The organism is Agromyces ramosus (assembly GCF_004216665.1).
Classification (GTDB): domain Bacteria; phylum Actinomycetota; class Actinomycetes; order Actinomycetales; family Microbacteriaceae; genus Agromyces; species Agromyces ramosus.
Genome location: NZ_SGWY01000002.1, coordinates 258121 through 278034, shown reverse-complemented (window position 1 = coordinate 278034; position 19914 = coordinate 258121). Strand labels below are relative to the sequence as shown.

Here is a 19914-nt window from a genome sequence, read left to right as displayed (position 1 = left end):
CTGTTCGAGGCTCACGCGGTGAGGGGTTCGGATGCGGGTTCGGGTTCGGGTGAGGGTTCGTGCTCGTCGGACAGCCGGCCCGCGGGCAGCAGGACCGCGGCGACGATGCCGACCGCGTACGTGAGGGCCAGCGCGAGGAACACCGGCGCCATCACGTCGCCGTAGATCTGCGCCACCTGCGACTGCACCTCGTCGGACGATCCGCGCACGAGCTGCGGCGTGAGCGACGAGGCCTCGAGGAGGGCGGGAAGCTGCGACGCGACGCCGACGCCGATCACGCCGCCGATGACGGCCGTCGCGACGGTGGAACCCATCTGGCGCACGAGGTTGATGGTCGCGGTGATCGTGCCCGTCTCGTTCCGCGGCACCGCGCCCTGCACGACCGCGACGACGAGGCTCATGAACGACCCGGTGCAGACGCCGACGCCGAACATGACGGCCATCGGCACCCACAGCGGCGTCCCCACCGGCAGCAGCGCCATGGTGAAGAGCCCCACCGCCCCCAGGGTCGTGCCGATGATCGGGAAGACCCGGTAGTGCCCGGTGCGGCTGGCGAGCCACCCCGTGCCGACGTTGGAGACGAGCATCCCGAACACGGTCGCGATGGGCACGAATCCCGACACGGTGGCGCTCGTGCGGTACGCCATCTGGAAGTACGTCGGCAGGTACGCCGTGACCGAGAAGAGGCCGATGCCGATGATCGCCGAGAGGGCGATGCCCGCGGCGATCGTGCGGTCGGCGAAGAGGCGAAGGGGCACGATGGGCTCTGCCACCCGGTACTCGATCACGAAGAACGCGGCGAATCCGATGGCCGCGATCGTGAACGCGACCACGGCGGCGAGCGCGGCGGCCGGATCGCCCACCCAGGTGACGGCGAGCACGAGGGCGACCATGGCGAGCGTGAAGGTGATCGCGCCGGCGAGGTCGAAGCGGCGACGGATGCCGACCTCCACGTGCGGCACCGCGAAGACGGCGAGGCCGAGCGCGGCGAGGCCGAACGGGATGTTGATCCAGAACACCCACGGCCAGCCCCAGTAGTCGGTGATGAGCCCGCCGAGCACCGGGCCGATGAGGATCGCGGCCGGGAACGCGGCGCCGATGATGCCCAGGTACTTCGGGCGCTCACGAGGGGTGGTCACGTGGGCGATGATCGTCTGCGACATGAGCTGGATGCCGGCGGCGCTCATGCCCTGGGCGACCCTGGCGATGACGAGCTGGGTCATGTCCTGGGCGAACCCGCAGGCGACGGATGCCGCGAGGAACACGACGAGCGACGTCAGGAACACGAGGCGCGGCCCGATGAGGTCGCCGAGCTTCCCGAGCACGGGCAGGAGCACGGTGCTCGCGAGGGTGTAGCCGACGACGACCCAGGCCATGTGCTGGAGCGCGCCGAGGTCGCCGGCGACCGTGGCGAGCGAGGTGGCGACGATGGTGTGGTCGAGCGCGCCGAGGAACGAGACGGTGAGCAGCGAGGTGACGAGGAGGCGGAGCCTGAGCGGAGAGAGCGACATTCGTGAATACCCGAACGATCGGGCCGTCGACGCGACAGGTTGTGCCCTCGCCGCATCGTCACCGCGAGGATCGGATCCCGTGGGATCCCAACGTCAGGGTCGATTCTATGCGCTCTTTAGTCGGAAATCAACTAAAGCGGCTGGGTCTACGTGGCACGAAGCAGCCGGGACGCGGCTTCACCGTCGTGCAGGAGGTCCATGAGGTCGGGCGACGATCCTGTGGCCCCGACCGCCCTGAGGGCGCGCCGGAGGGCCATGCGGTCGGCGGCCTCGAAGCAGGAGGGCGCCACCCGGCGCCCGTGCTCGGTGCTGGTCGAGAGCTCCGACCGGCCGACCGGTTCGTCGATCTCCACCTCGGTGGTGGTCTCCCCCAGGGCCTGGACGCGGAGGAGCGCACCCTCGGGCCGGGTCACGGTCGCCAGCACCGAGCCGACGACCCCGCCGTCGTGGGACCGGACGAGCGCGGCGGCGCCGCCCGCCGCTGCGGAGGCCGAGGCGACGACGAGCCTGGCGTCGGCCAGCACGCGCATCCAGCCGACCGCGTCGCGCACCATGGCCTCGAGCCCGTCGGCGCTCGCCCGGCACTCGGCGACGACGATCCGAGGGGACACCCCCGAGCGCTGCTCGAGGGCCCGCTCGACGAGGTCCGCACGGAGCCGGGAGCGATGGACGACGATCGGCACCCCGGCGGTCGCGGCGAGGTCGCCGACCGCGTCGAGCGGCACCTCGACCGGCTCTGCCACGAGCACCGCCGAAGCCCCGTCGCGCACGGCCGACGCCGCGGCATCCCACCACGACGTCGCACCGTCGACGACGACGATGGCTCCGGTCGCCTCGCGCGCCGGGTGCGCCTGCATGGGGAGGCCGGCGACCGCGACCCGGTATCCGGCGAGCGCCGACAGCACGGGGACGCGGGAGCTCACGACGGTGCTCCGGTGCGGATCGCCTCGGCCGCCGCATCGGCGAGGTCGATCGCGAAGACGGCGTCGTCGAGCACCTCGTGGTACTCGGTCACCGCCGTGCCGTCGAGCATCGCAGCCAGGGCCCGCCACTCGCGCACGTACCCGTCGTCGGTGTCACGGCGATAGGTCGTCGATCGCAGGTCGCCGTGGCGCACGCGGACGGTGGCGCTTCCGGCGTGCACGAACGCCGGCGGGAACTCGACGTCAATCCGGTCGGTCGAGGTCCCGACGGTCAGGCGCCACGTCGGGTCGGGTCCGTCGGGCAGCATGACGGCCGTCAGCAGGACGCGGACGCCGCTGGATCGGAAGCCGATCGTGTAGCCGAGCGGCGGCACGGCGGCGGCGAAGTCGACGCCCTCGAAGTCGGGCGCGAGGTCGCGGACCGCGGGGAGGTCGTGCACGGCGAGCCCGAGCACGAGCTGTCGCACCACGGCGGCGGCCGTCTCGGGGTCGGTGAGGTCGGGCGCGGTCCGAGGCGGAGTGCCCGACGTGGGGAGCTCGGTGACGGCGGCGTGAAAGCGACCGTTCGGCGGGAGCGCCACCGTGGCGGAGATCGAGCGCACGTCGGACTCGAGGGCCAGGAGGTGGTGCTTGGTGCGATCCCATGCCTCGTCGAAGAAATGGTTGGTGGCGACGAGGATGGGGATGCCCGCCTGCCGGCACGCGTCGACCACCTCCGTCGCCTCGTGCGCCGTGGTCGCCAACGGCTTCTCGCAGAGGATGGCACGCGCGCCCGCGGCGACGCATTCCCGGATGTGGCGAGCGTGCTCGGCGGGCGGACTGCAGACCGCGACCACGTCAACGGCGGGATCCGAGAGGAGCTCGGCGGTGTCGTGCGACGCCGTGGCGCCGAGGCGGGTGGCGAGCTCCACGGCGCGACCACTGCCGTGGTCGCTCACGTGGACGACGCGGAACAGGTCGCTGATCATCGACAGCGTCGGCAGGTGCAATGCCGCGACGCCGGGGCCCGCCCCGATCACTCCCACGCCCCACGGCATCCGACCACCTCCGTTGGCTCGCGTCGGCAAACTTTTGCCTCGACTATACAAAAGCTCATGCCGAATTGCCCATAGTAGCCGCGAAATCGACGCTGAACACACCCGGTTGTGTCAGAATCAGAGCATGGCACGGGAATCAACATTGCGATTCGGGGCTCAGACCGACGAGGTGACGAGCCTCCTGCGCATCGTCAACCTCGTGCGCACGGGTGAGGCGACGACCAGGCCCGAGATCGGGCGCGTCACCGGACTCGGGCGAGGCGTCGTGACCCAACGGGTGGACCAGGCCATCGAGATGGGCTTCCTGGCCGACGGCGAGTACGGCCCGTCGTCGGGCGGCCGCGCGCCTCGCACGCTCCGGTTCCGATCCGAGCAGGGTCGCATCGTCGTGTGCGCGCTCGGCGCGCTGCACATCCGCGTCGGGATCGCCTCGCTCGACGGCGACATCATCGACCACAGCCACCAGGAGTGGGACATCGCCCGCGGACCGGCGGAGACGATCGAGAAGGCGCTCGAGATGCTCGACGAGATCGTCGAGCGGCACCCCGACGTGCCGGTCTGGGGAGTCGCGGTGGGCGTCCCCGGCCCCGTCGACTTCGAGAGCGGCCGCCCGGTCGCCCCGCCGATCATGCCCGGATGGAACGGCTTCGACGTGCGCCGCCGCTTCGAGCAGCGGTTCGATGCGCCGACCTGGGTCGACAACGACGTGAACCTGCTCGTGTTCAGCGAGCGCGCGCGCCGCCAGGAGGACTCCCTCGACCTGATCTTCTGCAAGGTCGGCTCCGGGATCGGCGCCGGCCTGCTCTCCCGCGGGCGGATCCATCGAGGCGCGAACGGCGCGGCAGGCGACATCGGCCACGTTCGAGTGCGGGACTCGGACGCGCAGTGCCGCTGCGGCAAGGTCGGATGCCTCGAAGCCGAGGCCGGCGGCTGGGCGCTCATCCGCGATGCCGAGCGCGCGGTCGACGAGGGCGCGGGTGGTGCGCTCGCCCGCCACGTCGACGGCGGCTCGGAGGTCACGCCCGAGGCCATCGCGGTGGCGGCGATGGACGGGGACGCACTGGCGATCTCGCTCATCCAGCGATCGGCGCGGCTCGTGGGCGAGTCGATCGCCGCCCTCGTCAACATGTTCAATCCCGCCGTCATCGTGGTCGGCGGTGCCGTTTCCTCCGCTGGTGAGGTCTTCCTGGCCGAGATCCGCCAGCGTGTGTACGAGCTCTCGCTCCCGCTCGCCACCCGCGACCTCAGCATCGTGCGATCGCTCGGCGACGAGAAGGAGCCGCTTCGCGGCGGCGCCGAGATGGTGCGCGAGCAGCTGTTCGATGCGACGTTCCCCCGTTGGTTCGCCGACGGCCGCCCCACGCTCAGCGAGGTCATGGCGGCATCCTGACCTACTTCTTCCTTTTTCAGACATAAGGGTGTACCTTTTGGTCTCAAGCGAGACCACGAAGGAGTGCCATGCCCGAGCCGAAGATCCGGACCCTCGTCATCACCGGGATGACCGACGTCCATCACGACTGGCGAGCGACGACGCCGGCCCTGAAGGCGCTCCTCGAGGGGACGGGCCGGTTCGACGTGCGGGTCACCGAGGAGTTCCGCGGCGCGACGGCGCAGACGCTGGAGAACTACGACCTCGTCATCGTGAACTACTACGGTCGGCACGACCCATGGCGCGACGTGCCCGAGGTGCGCTTCGGCGCCGACGCCGAGCAGGCGCTCGTCGACTTCGTGGCCGGGGGCAAGGGCTTCATCGCCTACCACCCGACGCTCGCCGGCGGCGTCGGCTGGGACCCCGAGTACGAGCGGCTCCTGGGCGGCGTCATGCGCGAGACCACGTCGCGTCGCGCCCCGAACAACGACTTCCTCCTCCACACCGCCGAGGAGCACCCCATCACCGCGGGCTGGCCTGCCGAGTTCCCGCATTACGGCGACGACCTCTACGTCGGCCTGCATTGGCCCGAAGGCGTGAAGAAGTCCATCCTGCTCACCGGGTGGGACAACCCGCTGCGCTACACGCAGGTGCCGTCGCAATGGCGCGCGCTGCCCGGCATGGGCGAGGAGCATCCCGTCGCCTGGACCGTGGAGTACGGCGCCGGCCGCGCGGTCTCGATCGGCATCGGCCACGACGTGAAGGCGATCGGCCACCCGGCGTTCCGCGCCCTGTTCCCCCGCAGTGCCGAATGGGCGGCGACCGGACGCGTCACGGTTCCGACGCCCGACGACCTCGGCGAGCCCGTCGAGGGCGGCGACTGGTGGCCCACCACGCTCGAGCCCATGGTCCGCGCGATGTTCGACGAGTGGGTCGCCGCCGGCGAGCCCGCCTCGCAGAAGTGACCCGCGCATGACCCTGGCAGCGCTGCGCGACGACGCGCTCTCGTCGACGGCGGACGGGTTCGCGCTCCGCCTCAGCCTCCCATGGATCCGTTCCCTCCCCCTCGCCAGTCTCGAGGCCGTCGAGGTGGTGGTCGACGGCGAGCGGGTCGATCGGCTCCGGATCGCCCTCGGCGACCGCCTCCTGGATCCCGCCGCGCTCCGGCAGGAGCCGACGTGGTGGTTCCTGCAGGACCGGGTCGTGCTGCGGGGGGCACGGATGCTGAGCCCGGGAGTCCACGACGTCGCCGTGTCGTTCCGCCTGGCGATCCCGTACCTGCAGGCCGGCCCCGACGGCCCGCTCACCTTGCCCTTCCGCATCGAGCGCTCACTCGGGCTCGATGCCGCGGCCACGCACCCGTCCGTCTCCCGCGATGTCGCCTGACCGGCAAGGAACCGCCGTGACCACCGAACTCCCCCCCGCCTGGACCCTCGCGGCCAGCGCCTTCAACTGGACCCCCGACGTGATCCGCGCCGAGCGCACGGCGCCCGACCTCGCCGTCGGGATCGTGGCCGACGGAATCGCGCCCATCATCGAGCTCGAACCCGGTCAGCTGTGGCGGTCGTTCCCCGTCTCCACCGATGCCGAGGTCGACGCGCTGCGGCGCGATCTCGACGCGGCCGGCGGCAGCGTGAGCATCGTCGGCGCCAGCCTCGACGACTGGCTCGGCCCGGGCCGGCGGCGCAGCGAGGCCGAGCGCCTCGGCTTCCTGCTCCCCCAGCTCCATGCCGCGCGGCGCCTGGGCGCCGGCGGCGTGCGGCTCCCGATCGGCCAGGCGGGCGAGGCACTCCTGCGACGGCTCCTGCCCACCCTGCACGAGCTCGACCTCGTGCTGTACGAGGAGATCCAGGGGCAGCAGACGCCCGACTCGCCGGCCACGGCGGCGGCGATCGACATGATCGCCGGCATCGGCGACCCGCGGGTGCGCCTGCTCGTCGACATCAGCATGCTCATGCCCGAACTCCCGCCGACCTACCTCGAACAGCTCGCGGCGGCGGACCTCCCGGAGGACCTCCTGACCCGCCTCACCGAGGAATGGCGAGACCCCGCGACAGCGGGCGCCGTCGTCGAACTGCTCCGGTCGGGCGCGGTGCCTCCCGCGATCCACACCCTGTACATGAACCTGCTCGTGCGCTTCGGGCGGTCGGACGCGGCGGACCTGCGCGGCATCCTGCCCCTCATCGGCGCGTTCCACCTCAAGTTCTGGGACCTCGATGACACCGGTGGCCGGGTGACGGCGCCCATCCGCGACCTCGGCGCTCTGCTCGCCCCGTCCGGGTTCGCGGGGACGCTGTGCAGCGAGTGGGGCGGGCACGAATGGCTCCTCGAGGCGGATGCCGCGTACATGACCCGCCGTCACCTCGCCCTCGCTCGGCGAGCACTCGTCGATGGCGCCACCTCGGCCTGAGCGGCCCCTCGCGTCATCCGTCGACTGAAGCGGGTCGGGGTTCCGAATCGACGGGTCCGACCTGGAGGTCGTCGGCGTCCGTATCGACGCACACTTCGACGTCGGCGGGCGCGACGACGGGTTCGGAGGCACCGGGCAGCACCAGGGTGACGCCGATCGCCGCCACGGGGAGCTCGCAGGGGTCGTCGCCGGCCCGGTCCGCGGTCTGGGCGATCCTGGCCCAGATGAAGGCACGCTCCCCCGGGTCGACCGTCACGACGTCGCCTGCCCGCCCGTACGCGTCGGCGGTCGGTGCGCCCTCGAGGTCGTAGCCGACGGTTTCGACGGGTCCGGACGCGCTCAGGAACGCCGAGTCACTCGGGAATCCGGACAGCGAGCAGGCCGCGTCACCCGTATTGGTCAGGGCGATGTACGCGGTGTTCGGAGCAGCGGGATCGGTTCCCCAGTCGATCTCCGCGATGAACCGGTCCTGGCACGGAACGGCCTCCGACGGCATCGGCGCCGCCGTGGCGGTCGGTGCCGGCGACGGCTGCGACGCCTGCGTTCCTGACGCGGTGCACGCGACGAGGGTCGCGGCCGCGGAAACCGCCAGGAAGCCGGACAGGAGTTCGGATGCTCCGCTTCTCATGTCCAGAATCGTACGGGCCCCATTGCCTTTCAGGCACATATCTTCCTATAATTTCGGCATGCCACGACGACGCCCCGGGGTCCTCCTGCCACTCGAGCTGGCGATCCTCGACACGGGCTCGACCCTCCAGGCGGCCGAGGGATCGTTCTACGGATTCGGTCTGGCCCGGGCACTGGCGGATCAGGAGGGATCGGCGCTCCTTGCGCATGGCACCTTGTACAAGGCGCTCAACCGGATGTCCGAGGGGGGACTCCTCGAAGCCGAGTGGGAATCAGCCGAGCCGGCCGAAGCCGCGGGGCGTCCGCGCCGGCGACTGTATCGCGTGACCGGGGCGGGCGAAGCCGCGCTCCGGGCGTCCGTGCGCGCCGGCGCCGCACCGAGCTCGGTGACCAGGCCGGTGATCGCATGAGCGTCGAGTCCAGCGCCCACTTCCACCGAGCCGCTCGCGGCGTCCTGCGATGGACGATGACGTACACCCGTGGGCTCGACGCCCGAATCGCAGCGGGGCGGCAGGACGAGATCGCATCCGACCTGCATGAGCACGCGGTCTGGGCAGGCGAGGTCGGCGTCACCCCGCGGCGCCTCGCCTGGTCGATCCGACTGCGCGCCCTTCGCGGAGCGCCCGCGGACCTGATCTGGCGTTCAGCCGTGCTGCGCCGGGCCGATCCCGGCGTCCGCCTGGCGCTCCGGGCGCACGCGGCCCTGCTCGCGGTCGTTCTGGCGGTCGGCGTCCTGGATGTCGCGGTGGGCGGGTTCGTGCTGTTCCGGCTCGTGCGGGCGTTGATGATCGGCGATGTACGAAGCATCCCCGGCCCCGCGCTCGGCGCGATCGTCCTGGGCCTCATCGCCCTGCTGGCGCTGATGGCCATGGTCGGTGAACGGCTGCGAGGGTGGGCAACGCTGGCACTCGCCGTCCCGACCGGCCTCATCCTCGCCGAGACGGGCCGGGCCCTCTACTTCCTCAGCGCAAGCGCCGTCGTGCTCGTGAACCGGCTCCCGTGGTGGGAAGCGGCCACCTACGCCATCGGAGCCGCGCTCGCCCTCGTCTGCGTCACCGCCGCACTCCATTGGCTCCGCCGGCCCACCGACGCCCGGACGGGGCGCCAGGCCACCGTCCTGCGCGAAGGAGCGCCGCATGCCTGAGATCGACGACCTGCTCGACGCCGAACGCAATCGACGACGACCCGCCCGCCGTGCCCGAGTGGCGCTGATCGTCGCGGGCGCCGCCACGGTGGTCGCACTCGGGGCGGGGGCGGCACTGGCCGCGACGGGAGCCGCGTCACTCATCCAGCACGACGCGGAATCGTCGGCCGTCGACGACGTCGTGGCGCCCTCGATCGAGCCGATGACGCCGACGGCCGTGCCGAGCACGAGCGCCAACGAGCCGACGGCGACCGAGCCGACAGCGGCTCCTCAGCCGGCACTCGAGGAGTTCGGCTTCCCGGTGTACGACGCCTCCACCGACATCGCGACCATCCCGCGACCCGTTGCCGACCACGACCCGGCGAACACCGAGATCTGGCTCACGCAGCAGGGCATCATCGCCGACTGCATGCAGGAGAAGGGCCTGGAGTATCGCTTCACGGGCTACTGGCTCATTCCACCGGGCATCACCTGGGAGCAACAGCAGATCGCGCTCGAACTCGCCCAAGCGGGAACGCCGGAGTTCGAGGCGCTGCACGGCGTCAGCGAGTTCGGCCCCGACGATCCGGACGTGGTACCGGAGTATCGGTGGGAGGATGCCGGCTGCGTCGGATACGCCGTGCACGTCACCGGCATGGACGACGCCCACTGACGGTCTCGCCGTCCAGCCCGGGGGCCCTCACTGGTCGACGACGATCTTCGCGATCTCGTCGAGCGAGTCGAGCTGTGTCATCGGGTCGACGCCCGCGTCGCACGCGAGCTGGAGTGAATACGCGTTGGCCATCTCCGAGGTCGTGTAATCCAGGTTCGTGAACACCCGCGCGGCGACGAGCCACGTTTCCTCATCGGTTTCCGCAAGGATATTCCGGCTGGCCACTTCCCCATCCGCGGCCTCGGGCGTCGAAAAGTGGGTGAGCGCGAAATACCCATCCTCTGCGTACGTTGCGATCTCATCAGCCGTCGCCCCGGACACTTCTGCGAGATATTCGTCGGATGCGGACCGGTCGTCGACCGTCGCCGTCGAGAAGTTCTCCTGCCAGTAGTACGCCGTGCATGTGTCGTCGGCGTTGACGAAACTCGGTTCGCCTGGAGGGGTATCCGGGTTCGAGGTCCAGGCCGCGTCGTCCGCCGCAAGGAACGCGAACTGCCAGCCGACCTTCGCCAACGGGTCGAGCTGGGCACCGTCCGCGAAGCCGAGCGATTCCGGCGCGCCGGACGGTGCGGAACTCGATGGCGTGGCGGCCGTCGGGCGGGTCTGCCGGGGAACCCGGTTCTCCTGCGCCCCGCCACCGGGGAAGGCCGCGCAGCCGGTGGACATCAACACCATGGACGCCACGATGATCGTGCCCCCGAGTGCGGAGACACGAGCGCGCGAGTCCATGAGCAGACCGGCGAGGACTCGGTCGCGAGCGCCTGGCTTGGACCCGACTCGTGGCATGGCGAGCTCCCCTGCGATCGAACGACCGGCCGTCCTGACCGAGGAGCGACCCCGGTACGGCGTGTCCTTGCAGGCGATTCCGGTGACACGGCGCTCCGACCAGATGATAGCCAGCCGGGGTTCCAGCCGCAGTCCCCCGATCGGGTGGACGCCGCGTTCCCCGAGCGCTGATGGTCCCGCGCTCCTCGCCGTTGAGTGCGCGCGAGTGCTCGGGGCGGTCGACGCAACCCCCCCGTCCACATTGGACCGGCAGTCGAATTCGCAGCCGCAGTAACGCACACTGGATACATGTGGAGATTCCTCAAGGCGATCAAGGACAGGGAGCACCGTGTCGCAGCGACGACGTGGGCCGCCGCGATCGCGGCTGTCGTCTACACGTTCGCACCGATCGACCTGATCCCCGAACTCGTGCTCGGCCCGTTGGGATTCGCCGACGACATCGGCCTGTGGAGCATCCTCGCCCTGCTCTTCGTGCGCGAACAGCGGCGGTGGCAGGCCGGCCTCGCGCCGGAATAGGCGTCGGATCGGGATCCCTGAGCGTGACGCGCCTGCGCGGGCGCGGGCGCGACGCACTCACTGGGGTGCGGCGTCGTATCGTGGAAGACGGATATCCGACGCCGTGAGGGAGGTCGAGGATGAGCGAGGATCCCCAGCGCGCCGCGTCGCAGTATCGGCTCGATCGCCTCGCCCGTGAGGAGGCGATCGCCCGTGGCGAAGACCCCGATGTCGCCGAAATCGCGCCCGAACCGCCTCGACCGTCCACGCAGGCCGAGCGGTCGGCGTACGTCGAGAACGCGATTCAGCAGGCGATCCGCCGCGGCGAGTTCGACAACCTCCCGGGCGCGGGAAAGCCCCTGGAGGGACTGACCGGGCAGCACGACCCCGACTGGTGGATTCGTCGCAAGATCGAGCGCGAGCAACTGACCGGGCTGGGTCCGCCCGCGCTCACCCTGCGGGTCGAGAACGCCCAGTTCGAGGGCCGCCTGGATCGGATGCACCGCGAATCCGAGGTGCGCGAGGCGGTCGAGGACTTCAACCGGCGCGTGATCGAGGCGCGCCGCCAGCTGCTCGGCGGGCCGCCCGTCGTGACCCCGACTCGGGATGCCGACGACGAGATTCGCGCATGGCGCGAGCGCCGCGAAGCCCGAGAGCGCCAGGCGGCCGAAGAGCGCGCACAGCTCGAGCACGACCAGGAGCAGAGAACCTCACGAACTCGGTGGTGGCGGCGTCGCGGCTGAGATCGCGGTGCGCACGGTTGACCGGGTTCGGGTCGGCGGGACTTCGCAGTGCGGCGGACTCGCGCGGCAGGAACTCGGTAGCCCAGGCCGTTAGATGAAGCCGTTGTAGGAGCGACTCACGACGCCCGAATGGATCCAGTCGATGAGCGTGACGAAGTCCCACACCGGGAGGCCGGTCGCATCGTGGATCTGCTTGGCGTACGGGGGCATGTCACTGCATTCGAGCAGCAGGGCGCCGATCTCGGGGTGGTCGGTCACCAGCCGCACGGCAGTGCTGATGACCTCGTCCTGCACCAGGTCGAGGTCCATCCAGCCCTGGTCTTCGAGGATCGCGCCGCGGAACCCGGGGCTGTTCTCCATGCCGGCCACGACGATCGGCGCGTCCTCGCGTATGCCCACCGCCGTCAACATCCGCTGGTCGAGACTGCTCTGCTTCGCGCAGAGGATGCCCAGCTGCTGCTGGGGCTGCAGCGCACCAAGCACCATCGGAACCTGACACAGGCTGGACAGGAATACTGGGACCGGCAGTGCCTCGGCGAGCTCGCGTTGGAAGCGGGCGAAGTATCCGCATGCACCGACGATCGCGCGGCAGCCATCGCCGACGAGTTCTCGTGCGGCGGCGAGTACGGGTTCGAGCAGAGTCGGGTCGCCACCGAGAAGACGGGGACTGTCGGCGCCCTCAACGACCTTGAACCGGACCGGATACTCGTACGTCGACGCGTTCGCGACGTTGCCCGGGATGATGGGGTATCCGGTGTTGAGCAGCAGGATCCCGATGGCGTGCCCGGCCATCATCTGGGCAGCCGGCTGGTAGATGACCGTGCCCATGCGCTCCCTACCTCACGTCGACCGCTGGCGAACGAAGCCTTGACCCACGGTACAACGTGTGGTCCCCTGGGCGGTCGCGTCAGCGCTGGCAGCGGCACCTTCTCCGGTACGACTCCCCCAGGACCCGCCCGCGACGTGAGACCGCTGGGGGCGGTTGGATCCTGATCGCACATCACGACCCACGATGCCCTAGCGCTTCGGATCGACGCGGTTGATAGACTGGGAGGACTCGCCCCCACCCGAAGGAACACAACGACGTGTCCGACCAAGCCCCGCTCTCCCGGCTCGATCTCAACCTGCTCGTATCGCTCGACGCGCTGCTCACCGAGCGCAGCGTCACCCGCGCCGCCGAACGCCTGCACCTCAGCCAGCCGGCGCTCAGCGCGTCGCTCGCCCGCCTGCGCACGCACTTCAACGACCCGATCCTCGCGAGGACGGGCAACTCCTACGAGCTCACGCCGCTCGCGTCGCGTCTCTCCGAGCACACGGCGGCCGCGCTCGATGCCGCACGGCGGGTGTTCGAGAGCCAGGCGGAGTGGGACCCGAGCCAGTCGACGCGCGAGTTCGCGATCTACGGCTCCGACTACAGCCTCGCCACCACCGGGCGGCGACTGGCGTCGCTCGCGGCGGGTCGCGCGCCCGGGGTGCGGTTCCGGTTCATGGTGCACAACCAGCAGATCGTCGAGGACGCGGTGAACCGGCTGCGCGGCGCCGACGGCCTGCTCATGCCGCACGGGTTCCTCACCGACCTGCCCTACACCGACCTGTTCACCGACACGTGGGTCATCATCGCCGCCGACGACAACCCCGCCATCGGCGACGCCGTGACCCTCGACGACATCGCCCGTCAGCCGTGGGTGTTCACCTACCAGTCGCGCTCGGCGTTCACGTCGGCGACCCGCCAGATCCAGCAGCTCGGCATCGAGCCCCGCGTCGAGGCGGTGGTCGAGAGCTTCCTCGCCCTGCCGATGTTCATCGCCGGCACCGACCGGCTGGCCCTCGTGCAGGCGGGCCTCGCCGCCTACGCACGCGGCACGGGCGGCATCCGCGTGCACGAGCCGCCGTTCGACGCGACGCCGATCCACAACGCGATGTGGTGGCATCCGGTGCACCGCCGCGACCCCGAGCACGAGTGGCTGCGCACGCTCGCCGTCGAGGCGGTGAGCGGGCTGCACCACGAAGCGGCCTGAACGGCCCGGCGGTCGGACTCAGTCGCGCTCGCGCACCCGCGGCCGCGGTCGCGCCGGCAGGATGTCGGGCACGTGGCGCGCCGGGCCGACGACGTTGCGGATCTCGCCGATGCCCTCGACGCGCATGACGACCTCGTCGCCCTCGGTCAGCGGCGGCGGTGTGAGCTCGCCCGCCCGTCCCCAGAGCTCGGCGAGGCATCCGCCGTTGCCCGCGGTCCCCGATCCGAGCACGTCGCCCGGCACGACCCGCGCGTCGCGGGAGGCGTAGGCGACCAGGTCGCCGAACGGCCAGCCCATGTTCGAGAGCAGGTCGTGGCCGATGCGCTCGCCGTTGACGAGCACCTCCATCACGATCGGGAGGAATCCCTCGTCGTCGACCAGCCCGGCGAACTCGTCGGCGGTGACGATCCAGGGTCCGAGGGTCGTGGCGAAGTCCTTGCCCTTCGCCGGGCCGAGCCGTACCTTCATCTCGCGGCCCTGGATGTCGCGGGCCGACCAGTCGTTGAAGATCGTGTAGCCGAAGATGTGTCCGGCAGCATCCGCGGGAGACAGGTCGCGGCCGTCGGAGCCAGCCACCCCTCCGATGACGGCGCCCACCTCGAGCTCGAAGTCGAGGCGCTCGGTCTTCGGCGGGCGCACCTCGGCGCCGGTCGCGATGACCGAGTGCGGGTTCGTGAAGTAGAAGGTCGGGAACTCGTACCACTCGTCGACCACGTGGCTGGCGCCGTCGATCGACGCGGTGACGCCCTCGACGTGCTCCTCGAAGGCCACGAAGTCGCGCACGCTCGCCGGCACGAGCGGGGCGAGCAGCTCGACGTCGGCGAGGGGCACGGATGCCGCGGAGTCGACCTCGGCCGCCAGCACGGGCACCTCGGCCAGTCCCGCGGCGAGCACGTCGGCGACCGACAGGTCCCTCGGGAATCGCACCACGGCGTCGCCGACGACGAATCCCTCGCCGAGGCGGCCGTCGTGGCGCCACCGCGCGATCCTCACGGGGCGTGCTCCGCCACGTGCCGGAGCGCCGGGAGCAGCGCGGCCGCGTTGCCCGAGAGGATCGCGCGCGCGTCGGCGTCCGGGAGTCCGGCCTCGAGCACGCGCTCGACCGGGTCGTCCACGCCCATGTCGAACGGGTAGTCCGTGCCGAGCAGCACCCGGTCGGCGCCCGCGGCATCGACGAGCGCGCGGAGCGCACCGGGGGTGTGCACGAGCGAGTCGAACCGCAGGCGTCGCAGGTACGACGACGGCAGGTCGCGGCATCCGTGCGCCTCGGGCCGGACCCGCCACGCGTGATCGGAGCGACCGAGGAATGTCGGCAGGTACCCCCCGCCATGCGCGGCGACGAGTCGCAGGTCGGGATGCCGGTCGAGCACGCCCGAGAAGATGAGGTGCGACAGCGCGACGGCGTTCTCGACGGGCTGGCCGACCGTGTTCGAGAGGTAGTAGCGGTCGAGCCGCTCGTCGAGGCTGCAGCCGAACGGGTGCAGGAACACGATGGACTCGAGCTCCTCGGCGCGGGCCCAGAACGGCTCGAGACGTTCGTCGGAGAGCTCGACGTCGCCGGCGAACGACGAGAGCTCGACGCCCGCGAGTCCGCGCTCGAGCACGGCGTCCTCGAGCGCCTCGACCACGAGCTGCGGATGCTGCAGCGGCACGAGTCCGAGGCCGAGCAGGCGGTCGGGCGCGCCCGCGACGTGCTCGGCGATGGTGCGGTTCGCCTCGCGCGCGGCCCAGGCGGCGAGCTCCTCGCCCGCCCACGGGTAGTAGTGCGACGGCGACGGCGAGACGACCTGCACGTCCACGCCCTGCCGGTCCATCTCGGCGAGCCGCGCGTCGAGCGACGTGAGCAGCGGCATCCGCTCGCCGATCATGCGACCCGATGCGGCGAGGCTCTCGGGGCCGTTGCGGCGCGCCTCGAGTGCCTGCGCTGCGGCGAACCCCTCGGGGTCGCGTGCGCCGACCGCCTGCTGCAGGGCGGGCAGCAGGAGGTGGGCATGCACGTCGACCACGGGCGCGGTCGTCGTGGACTCGACGGCGCTCATGCCGGCTCGCTCACGAGCATGGCGATGCGGCGCATCAGCCCGGGCACGTCGGCATCCTGCACGTGGTCGATCTGCCACTGCCCGAGCTGCACGGATGCCTCGACGACCTCGGTCGCCCGCGGCAGCCGACGCGCGTGGAACTCGTCCCAGAGCGACTGGTCCACCGTGTCACGCGCGAGCAGCAGCTCGGAGAGCACCAGCGCGTCCTCGGCGGCCTGCGCGGCGCCCTGCGCGATCGTGGGCGGGCAGCTGTGCGCAGCCTCGCCGATGATCACGACCCGGCCGCGGTTCCACGCGTCGGGAACCACGTGCTTCGTGAACCACGTGTAGTTCACGCGCGAGGCCTCTCCGAGGGACTCGCGGATCTCGTTCCACGGCCCGCCGTACGCCCGGGACAGCTCCTTCATCACCTCGACGCCCTGCTCGGGCGAGAGCTGCCGGTCCTGGGCCGGCTCGACGAGGAAGGCGTACATCATCTCGTCGCTCGTCGGGGTGTACCCGGCGATGTACACGGGCCCGCCGTAGTAGAGGTCGGTCTGCGTGACGTCCTTCGGACGCGGCACGAAGGCGCGCCAGATGCCCATGCCCGTGCGCTCGGGCTCGACCTCGATGCCGAGCTGCTTCCGGATGGCGGAGTGCAGGCCGTCGGCGCCGATGAGCAGGTCGTACCGGCCGGTGGATCCGTCGGAGATCGTCACGTCGACGCCGGCGTCGTCCTGCGTGAAGCTCGTGACGGTCGTGCCGTAGTGGATGCGTGCACCGAGCTCGGTGGCACGGTCGGCGAGGATCCGGGCCAGGTCGGGGCGGTACATCCCGGCGACCGCCGGGTAGTCGGGACCGCCCGTTCGCGCGTCCGGGATCTGCGCGATGACCGGCGCGTCGGGGCCCGGGGCGCGCAGGCCGGTCTGGTCGAAGGAGTAGCCGGCCTCCTTCACCTGCTCCCAGACGCCGAGGCGGTCGAACACGCGCAGGGCGTTGCCCTGCAGCGTGATGCCGGAACCGAGGGCGGAGAGGTCGGGCTTCCGCTCGAAGACGTCGACCTCGACGCCCCCTTCGGCGAGCAGGATGGCGGCGGTGGTGCCGGCGACGCCGGAGCCGACGATCGCGACGCGGGAGACAGCGGACATCAGGGGATCCCTTCGTTGGGTTCGGGCTTACTTCAGGGCGATGGGGTTGACGGGCGAACCCACCGCCCCGGTGATCGGCAGCGGCGAGGCCACGAGCAGGAACTCGTGGCATCCGTCGGCGGCGCAGTCGGCGGCGAGCGCCTCCAGGTCCCACATCTCGCCGATCGTCAGCCCGATGTTCGGGATGACGACCTGGTGCAGCGGCTGGAACGCGTCGTCGAACTCGTTCGGACGCACCTCGAAGCCCCACGTGTCGGTGGCGATCGCGGCGATCTCGGTGCGGTGCAGCCATCCGGCGGTCGTGAACGACAGGCCGGCGCTCGGCCCGCCCGCGTAGCCGTTCCAGCCTTCGCGCACGGCGCGGGCGTAGCGGCCGGTGCGCACGAGCACGAGGTCGCCGCGGCCGACCGCGCTCGTCGCGCCCTGGGCGGCGATGCAGGCCTCCAGCTCGGCGGTCGTGATGGCGTAGCCGTCGGGCAGTTCGCCGGCGGGGCCGTCGTCGGATGCCTCGGGCCGCAGGAACCGGCCGAGGTCGAGCAGCACGCCACGGCCGACGATGGCGGATGCCGCGTGCTCGATGCCCGTGACCAGGTCGCCGTCGCTCGTGACCACCTGCCCGGCGGGGCGTCCGTTCCACGCCATGCCGCGGTCGAAGATGTGGCCGAGGCCGTCCCACTGGGTGGAGCACTGCAGCGGCATAGCGATGACGTCGTCGGCGCCGCCGAGGCCGTGCGGGAAGCCCTGCGTGCCGGCCGCGGCATCCGTGCCCGTGTCGAGCATGGTGTGCACCGGGTTGGTGCGGCGGCGCCAGCCCTGCTGGGGGCCGTTCATGTCGAACGGCTGCGAGAGCGTGAAGCTCGCACCGCGGCGCACGAGCGCGGCCGCGCGGGCCCGGGCCGCGTCGTCGATGAAGTTCAGCGTGCCGAGCCGGTCGTCGTCGCCCCAGCGGCCCCAGTTGCGGTACGCCTCGGCGGCCTCCGCCACGTGGCGATCGGGGTCGGCGCGGTCGAGCTCGACCGGGTCCTCCGTCGGCGTGCGACGGGTTCCGGATGCCGCGGCGGGCGTGCTCATCGCGTCGACTCCTCGGCGACGGCCCGCACGGTCTGCGCGCCGAGCCCCTCGATCGCCCCGACCATCACGTCGCCGTCGCGCAGCATCCGGCCGTGCACGATGCCGTTGCCGGCGGGGCTGCCCGTGAGCAGCAGGTCTCCGGGCAGCAGCGGCATGTTCTGCGAGGCGCCCGCGATGAGCGCCGGCAGGTCGAACAGCAGGTCGGAGGTCGTGGCGTCCTGCATCGTCTCGCCGTTGAGGGTGAGCTCGAGGCGCAGGTCGCCCGGGGTCGCGACGAAGGGGGCGGGCACGAGGAACGGGCCGGTCGGCAGGAAGCCGGGGGCGTTCTTGCCGCGGTACCAGTCGGTACCGATCTCCTTCATGTCCTCGCGGAACACGAGGTCGCGCGTGGTGACGTCGTTCACGATCGTGTAGCCGGCGACGTGCTCCATGGCGTGCTCGCGGTCGACCCGGAACGCCTCGCTGCCGACCACCACCGCGAGCTCGAGCTCCCAGTCGTGCTGGTCGCTGTACGACGGCAGCACGAGGTCGACGTCGTCGCCGACGACCGCGGCCGGCAGGCCGATGAAGAAGTAGGGGGTGCCCTCCCGAGCGCGGCGATCCATCATGTCGGCCGCCCACTCGCGCAGTTCCTCGATCGGGCGCGGGTCGTTCTTCGCGCGGCCCGCCGCGACGAGGTCGATCACGTGCGTGCGATAGTTCGCGCCGGTCTGCAGCACCTGGCGTGGCGTGACGGGAGCGGTGAGCGCGACGTCGGCGAGCGGGAGCCAGGCGTCGTCGTCGCGCTCGGCGACGGCGGCGAGGCGGTTCCACGACCCGGGCGCCTGCGCGAGGAACGCGTTGAGGTCGGGCGCTCCCAGCTCCTCGGGGCCGATCGGCCGCACGCGCTCCCCCGCGACGAGTCCGAGCACCGGCTCGGCGTCGCCCGCGCGGAAGCGGACGAGGGCGAAGGGGGCGGTCAGGCCGTCGGACGACGATGTCACGGTGGATCTCCATTCGGGCGCGCGTCGTTGGGTGCGCACCACCAGTCAAGGGGGTGCCGGGCTATCAGTGAAGGCTCGATCGATGATGGACTCCATCAGTCCTGTGGATGCGCGGAGCCCATCGACCGCGCGATCGGCAGGCCGCCGCCGTGGCCCGTGAGGCCACCGTCGACGGCGAGCTCGGTGCCGGTCACGAACGAGGCGTCCGGCGAGAGCAGGTGCGCGATGACGGCGGCCACCTCGTCCGCCCGACCGGCGCGGCCGAGCGGCGTCGCGTCGAGGTTCACGGCACGGAACGCGTCGGGCGCGCTCGCGGTCATGGGCGTCTCGATGAAGCCCGGGCTCACGAGGTTGACCCGGATGCCGCGAGGCCCGAGCTCCATGGCCGCGGTCTTCGTGATGCCCCGCAGGGCCCACTTGCTGGCGCCGTACGCGATGCCGTAGTGCGCCATCGTGCCGGCGGCCGACCCGACGTTCACGATGGAACCGCCGGCCGGCATGAGCGGTGCGAGTGCCTGCATGCCGAGGGCCGGACCGATCGCGTTGACGGCGAACGCCCGTTCGAAGTCGTCGGCGTTCACGTCATCGAGGCGCGCGCGGCGGGTGATCCCGGCGGCGTTGACGAGGCCGTCGAGGCGCGCGGCGTCGTCGGCGGGCGATGGACCGGCGCCTGGCCCGAGCTCCGCGGCCAACTCGGCCCACCGCCCGCGATCCGCGACGTCGAGTGCGACCCGCTCCACGCGGACGCCGCCGGCGGCGAGGTCGTCCCAGGCGAGATCAGCCGCGACCACCCGCGCCCCGGCCCCGGCGAGCGCGGCGACGGTCGCCGCCCCGATGCCCGATGCCGCACCGGTCACGACGTACCTCCGCCCTGCGTGCGATTCCATGGCGACCCCTTCCCCTGCGAACGGTCCGTTTCCATGGTGTCGTGCGGGAGACGTCGTGATGGCCCGCATCACGAATGGCGATGATCGGCGAT

The 19914-nt window shown here is 71.4% G+C and carries 22 protein-coding genes; 10 read left to right on the top strand and 12 right to left on the bottom strand.

Features of this window, described 5'->3' with window-relative positions:
• Nucleotides 1-11: 11 nt before the first annotated feature.
• The 3 genes from EV187_RS07860 to EV187_RS07850 all read right to left on the bottom strand — a co-directional run bounded on the left by EV187_RS07860 (nt 12) and on the right by EV187_RS07850 (nt 3471).
• Nucleotides 12-1511: an MFS transporter gene (locus tag EV187_RS07860; protein WP_130352526.1), complete on the bottom strand. Its 1500-nt coding sequence runs from the start codon at nt 1509-1511 to the stop codon at nt 12-14.
• A 146-nt stretch (nt 1512-1657) separates the two neighbouring features.
• Nucleotides 1658-2434: a hypothetical protein gene (locus EV187_RS07855; RefSeq protein WP_130352525.1), complete on the bottom strand. Its 777-nt coding sequence runs from the start codon at nt 2432-2434 to the stop codon at nt 1658-1660.
• Nucleotides 2431-3471, bottom strand: coding sequence for a Gfo/Idh/MocA family protein (locus EV187_RS07850; protein ID WP_130352524.1), 1041 nt, complete (start codon nt 3469-3471; stop codon nt 2431-2433). The genes EV187_RS07855 and EV187_RS07850 overlap by 4 nt, the downstream gene beginning before the upstream one ends.
• Nucleotides 3472-3595: 124 nt before the next feature.
• On the opposite strand from EV187_RS07850, the gene EV187_RS07845 reads away from it, so the two are divergent.
• The 4 genes from EV187_RS07845 (at nt 3596) to EV187_RS07830 (ending at nt 7250) form a co-directional block, all read left to right on the top strand.
• Complete coding sequence (locus EV187_RS07845) at nt 3596-4861, top strand: ROK family protein (protein WP_130352523.1); 1266 nt, start codon at nt 3596-3598, stop codon at nt 4859-4861.
• Between the two features lie 68 nt (nt 4862-4929).
• Nucleotides 4930-5805, top strand: a complete 876-nt coding sequence (locus tag EV187_RS07840) for a ThuA domain-containing protein (RefSeq protein ID WP_130352522.1) — start codon at nt 4930-4932, stop codon at nt 5803-5805.
• Nucleotides 5806-5812: 7 nt separating this feature from the next.
• Nucleotides 5813-6226 (top strand): C-glycoside deglycosidase beta subunit domain-containing protein, encoded by a 414-nt coding sequence (locus EV187_RS07835; protein WP_130352521.1) that lies wholly within the window; start codon nt 5813-5815, stop codon nt 6224-6226.
• A 16-nt stretch (nt 6227-6242) separates the two neighbouring features.
• The gene (locus tag EV187_RS07830) at nt 6243-7250 is read left to right on the top strand and encodes an apurinic/apyrimidinic endonuclease family protein (RefSeq protein WP_130352520.1); all 1008 of its coding nucleotides are present in this window, start codon (nt 6243-6245) and stop codon (nt 7248-7250) included.
• A 13-nt stretch (nt 7251-7263) separates the two neighbouring features.
• Here EV187_RS07830 and EV187_RS07825 read toward each other — a convergent pair whose 3' ends face one another.
• Nucleotides 7264-7878, bottom strand: a complete 615-nt coding sequence (locus EV187_RS07825; RefSeq protein WP_165391139.1) for a DUF4232 domain-containing protein — start codon at nt 7876-7878, stop codon at nt 7264-7266.
• 58 nt (nt 7879-7936) lie between these two features.
• Between EV187_RS07825 and EV187_RS07820 the strand changes: the two genes are divergently transcribed.
• Genes EV187_RS07820 through EV187_RS07810 form a run of 3 tightly spaced genes read left to right on the top strand, consistent with a single transcriptional unit; the run spans nt 7937 to nt 9673 of the window.
• Nucleotides 7937-8287, top strand: a complete 351-nt coding sequence (locus tag EV187_RS07820) for a PadR family transcriptional regulator (protein ID WP_130352518.1) — start codon at nt 7937-7939, stop codon at nt 8285-8287.
• Nucleotides 8284-9021, top strand: coding sequence for a hypothetical protein (locus tag EV187_RS07815; RefSeq protein WP_130352517.1), 738 nt, complete (start codon nt 8284-8286; stop codon nt 9019-9021). Before EV187_RS07820 ends, EV187_RS07815 begins: the two co-directional genes overlap by 4 nt.
• Nucleotides 9014-9673 (top strand): hypothetical protein, encoded by a 660-nt coding sequence (locus EV187_RS07810; RefSeq protein WP_130352516.1) that lies wholly within the window; start codon nt 9014-9016, stop codon nt 9671-9673. Before EV187_RS07815 ends, EV187_RS07810 begins: the two co-directional genes overlap by 8 nt.
• Before the next feature lie 27 nt (nt 9674-9700).
• On the opposite strand, the gene EV187_RS07805 is transcribed toward EV187_RS07810, so the two are convergent.
• Nucleotides 9701-10348, bottom strand: coding sequence for a hypothetical protein (locus EV187_RS07805; protein WP_130352515.1), 648 nt, complete (start codon nt 10346-10348; stop codon nt 9701-9703).
• A 399-nt stretch (nt 10349-10747) separates the two neighbouring features.
• Between EV187_RS07805 and EV187_RS07800 the strand changes: the two genes are divergently transcribed.
• Together EV187_RS07800 and EV187_RS07795 are read left to right on the top strand one after the other, a co-directional pair.
• Complete coding sequence (locus EV187_RS07800) at nt 10748-10975, top strand: DUF1232 domain-containing protein (RefSeq protein WP_130352514.1); 228 nt, start codon at nt 10748-10750, stop codon at nt 10973-10975.
• 119 nt (nt 10976-11094) lie between these two features.
• Nucleotides 11095-11697, top strand: a complete 603-nt coding sequence (locus EV187_RS07795; RefSeq protein WP_130352513.1) for a DnaJ family domain-containing protein — start codon at nt 11095-11097, stop codon at nt 11695-11697.
• Nucleotides 11698-11787: 90 nt separating this feature from the next.
• On the opposite strand, the gene EV187_RS07790 is transcribed toward EV187_RS07795, so the two are convergent.
• Nucleotides 11788-12525 (bottom strand): aspartate/glutamate racemase family protein, encoded by a 738-nt coding sequence (locus EV187_RS07790; RefSeq protein ID WP_130352512.1) that lies wholly within the window; start codon nt 12523-12525, stop codon nt 11788-11790.
• Between the two features lie 257 nt (nt 12526-12782).
• Between EV187_RS07790 and EV187_RS07785 the strand changes: the two genes are divergently transcribed.
• A complete protein-coding gene (locus EV187_RS07785) occupies nt 12783-13715 on the top strand; it encodes a LysR family transcriptional regulator (protein ID WP_130352511.1) in 933 nt (310 codons plus the stop codon).
• 18 nt (nt 13716-13733) lie between these two features.
• On the opposite strand, the gene EV187_RS07780 is transcribed toward EV187_RS07785, so the two are convergent.
• From EV187_RS07780 to EV187_RS07755, 6 genes are all read right to left on the bottom strand, one after another.
• Nucleotides 13734-14708: a fumarylacetoacetate hydrolase family protein gene (locus EV187_RS07780; protein WP_130352510.1), complete on the bottom strand. Its 975-nt coding sequence runs from the start codon at nt 14706-14708 to the stop codon at nt 13734-13736.
• On the bottom strand, nt 14705-15754 hold the full coding sequence (locus EV187_RS07775) for an amidohydrolase family protein (protein ID WP_130352509.1): 1050 nt from the start codon (nt 15752-15754) through the stop codon (nt 14705-14707). Before EV187_RS07775 ends, EV187_RS07780 begins: the two co-directional genes overlap by 4 nt.
• Entirely contained in the window at nt 15751-16881 is a 1131-nt protein-coding gene (locus tag EV187_RS07770) for an FAD-dependent oxidoreductase (protein WP_130352508.1), read from the bottom strand. The genes EV187_RS07775 and EV187_RS07770 overlap by 4 nt, the downstream gene beginning before the upstream one ends.
• Nucleotides 16882-16908: 27 nt before the next feature.
• Complete coding sequence (locus EV187_RS07765; RefSeq protein ID WP_130352507.1) at nt 16909-17952, bottom strand: cyclase family protein; 1044 nt, start codon at nt 17950-17952, stop codon at nt 16909-16911.
• On the bottom strand, nt 17949-18935 hold the full coding sequence (locus EV187_RS07760) for a fumarylacetoacetate hydrolase family protein (RefSeq protein ID WP_130352506.1): 987 nt from the start codon (nt 18933-18935) through the stop codon (nt 17949-17951). The genes EV187_RS07765 and EV187_RS07760 overlap by 4 nt, the downstream gene beginning before the upstream one ends.
• A 95-nt stretch (nt 18936-19030) precedes the next feature.
• The gene (locus EV187_RS07755) at nt 19031-19822 is read right to left on the bottom strand and encodes an SDR family NAD(P)-dependent oxidoreductase (protein WP_130352505.1); all 792 of its coding nucleotides are present in this window, start codon (nt 19820-19822) and stop codon (nt 19031-19033) included.
• Between the last annotated feature and the right edge of the window lie 92 nt (nt 19823-19914).

What these genes read in the sequence shown, in the direction of transcription:
- EV187_RS07860 (WP_130352526.1), bottom strand. Translation starts at nt 1,511, where the DNA reads ATGTCGCTCTCTCCGCTCAGGCTCCGCCTCCTCGTCACCTCGCTGCTC.
- EV187_RS07850 (WP_130352524.1), bottom strand. Translation starts at nt 3,471, where the DNA reads ATGCCGTGGGGCGTGGGAGTGATCGGGGCGGGCCCCGGCGTCGCGGCA.
- EV187_RS07845 (WP_130352523.1), top strand. Translation starts at nt 3,596, where the DNA reads ATGGCACGGGAATCAACATTGCGATTCGGGGCTCAGACCGACGAGGTG.
- EV187_RS07840 (WP_130352522.1), top strand. Translation starts at nt 4,930, where the DNA reads ATGCCCGAGCCGAAGATCCGGACCCTCGTCATCACCGGGATGACCGAC.
- EV187_RS07835 (WP_130352521.1), top strand. Translation starts at nt 5,813, where the DNA reads ATGACCCTGGCAGCGCTGCGCGACGACGCGCTCTCGTCGACGGCGGAC.
- EV187_RS07825 (WP_165391139.1), bottom strand. Translation starts at nt 7,878, where the DNA reads ATGAGAAGCGGAGCATCCGAACTCCTGTCCGGCTTCCTGGCGGTTTCC.
- EV187_RS07820 (WP_130352518.1), top strand. Translation starts at nt 7,937, where the DNA reads ATGCCACGACGACGCCCCGGGGTCCTCCTGCCACTCGAGCTGGCGATC.
- EV187_RS07815 (WP_130352517.1), top strand. Translation starts at nt 8,284, where the DNA reads ATGAGCGTCGAGTCCAGCGCCCACTTCCACCGAGCCGCTCGCGGCGTC.
- EV187_RS07810 (WP_130352516.1), top strand. Translation starts at nt 9,014, where the DNA reads ATGCCTGAGATCGACGACCTGCTCGACGCCGAACGCAATCGACGACGA.
- EV187_RS07805 (WP_130352515.1), bottom strand. Translation starts at nt 10,348, where the DNA reads ATGGTGTTGATGTCCACCGGCTGCGCGGCCTTCCCCGGTGGCGGGGCG.
- EV187_RS07800 (WP_130352514.1), top strand. Translation starts at nt 10,748, where the DNA reads ATGTGGAGATTCCTCAAGGCGATCAAGGACAGGGAGCACCGTGTCGCA.
- EV187_RS07795 (WP_130352513.1), top strand. Translation starts at nt 11,095, where the DNA reads ATGAGCGAGGATCCCCAGCGCGCCGCGTCGCAGTATCGGCTCGATCGC.
- EV187_RS07790 (WP_130352512.1), bottom strand. Translation starts at nt 12,525, where the DNA reads ATGGGCACGGTCATCTACCAGCCGGCTGCCCAGATGATGGCCGGGCAC.
- EV187_RS07775 (WP_130352509.1), bottom strand. Translation starts at nt 15,754, where the DNA reads ATGAGCGCCGTCGAGTCCACGACGACCGCGCCCGTGGTCGACGTGCAT.
- EV187_RS07770 (WP_130352508.1), bottom strand. Translation starts at nt 16,881, where the DNA reads ATGTCCGCTGTCTCCCGCGTCGCGATCGTCGGCTCCGGCGTCGCCGGC.
- EV187_RS07765 (WP_130352507.1), bottom strand. Translation starts at nt 17,952, where the DNA reads ATGAGCACGCCCGCCGCGGCATCCGGAACCCGTCGCACGCCGACGGAG.
- EV187_RS07755 (WP_130352505.1), bottom strand. Translation starts at nt 19,822, where the DNA reads ATGGAATCGCACGCAGGGCGGAGGTACGTCGTGACCGGTGCGGCATCG.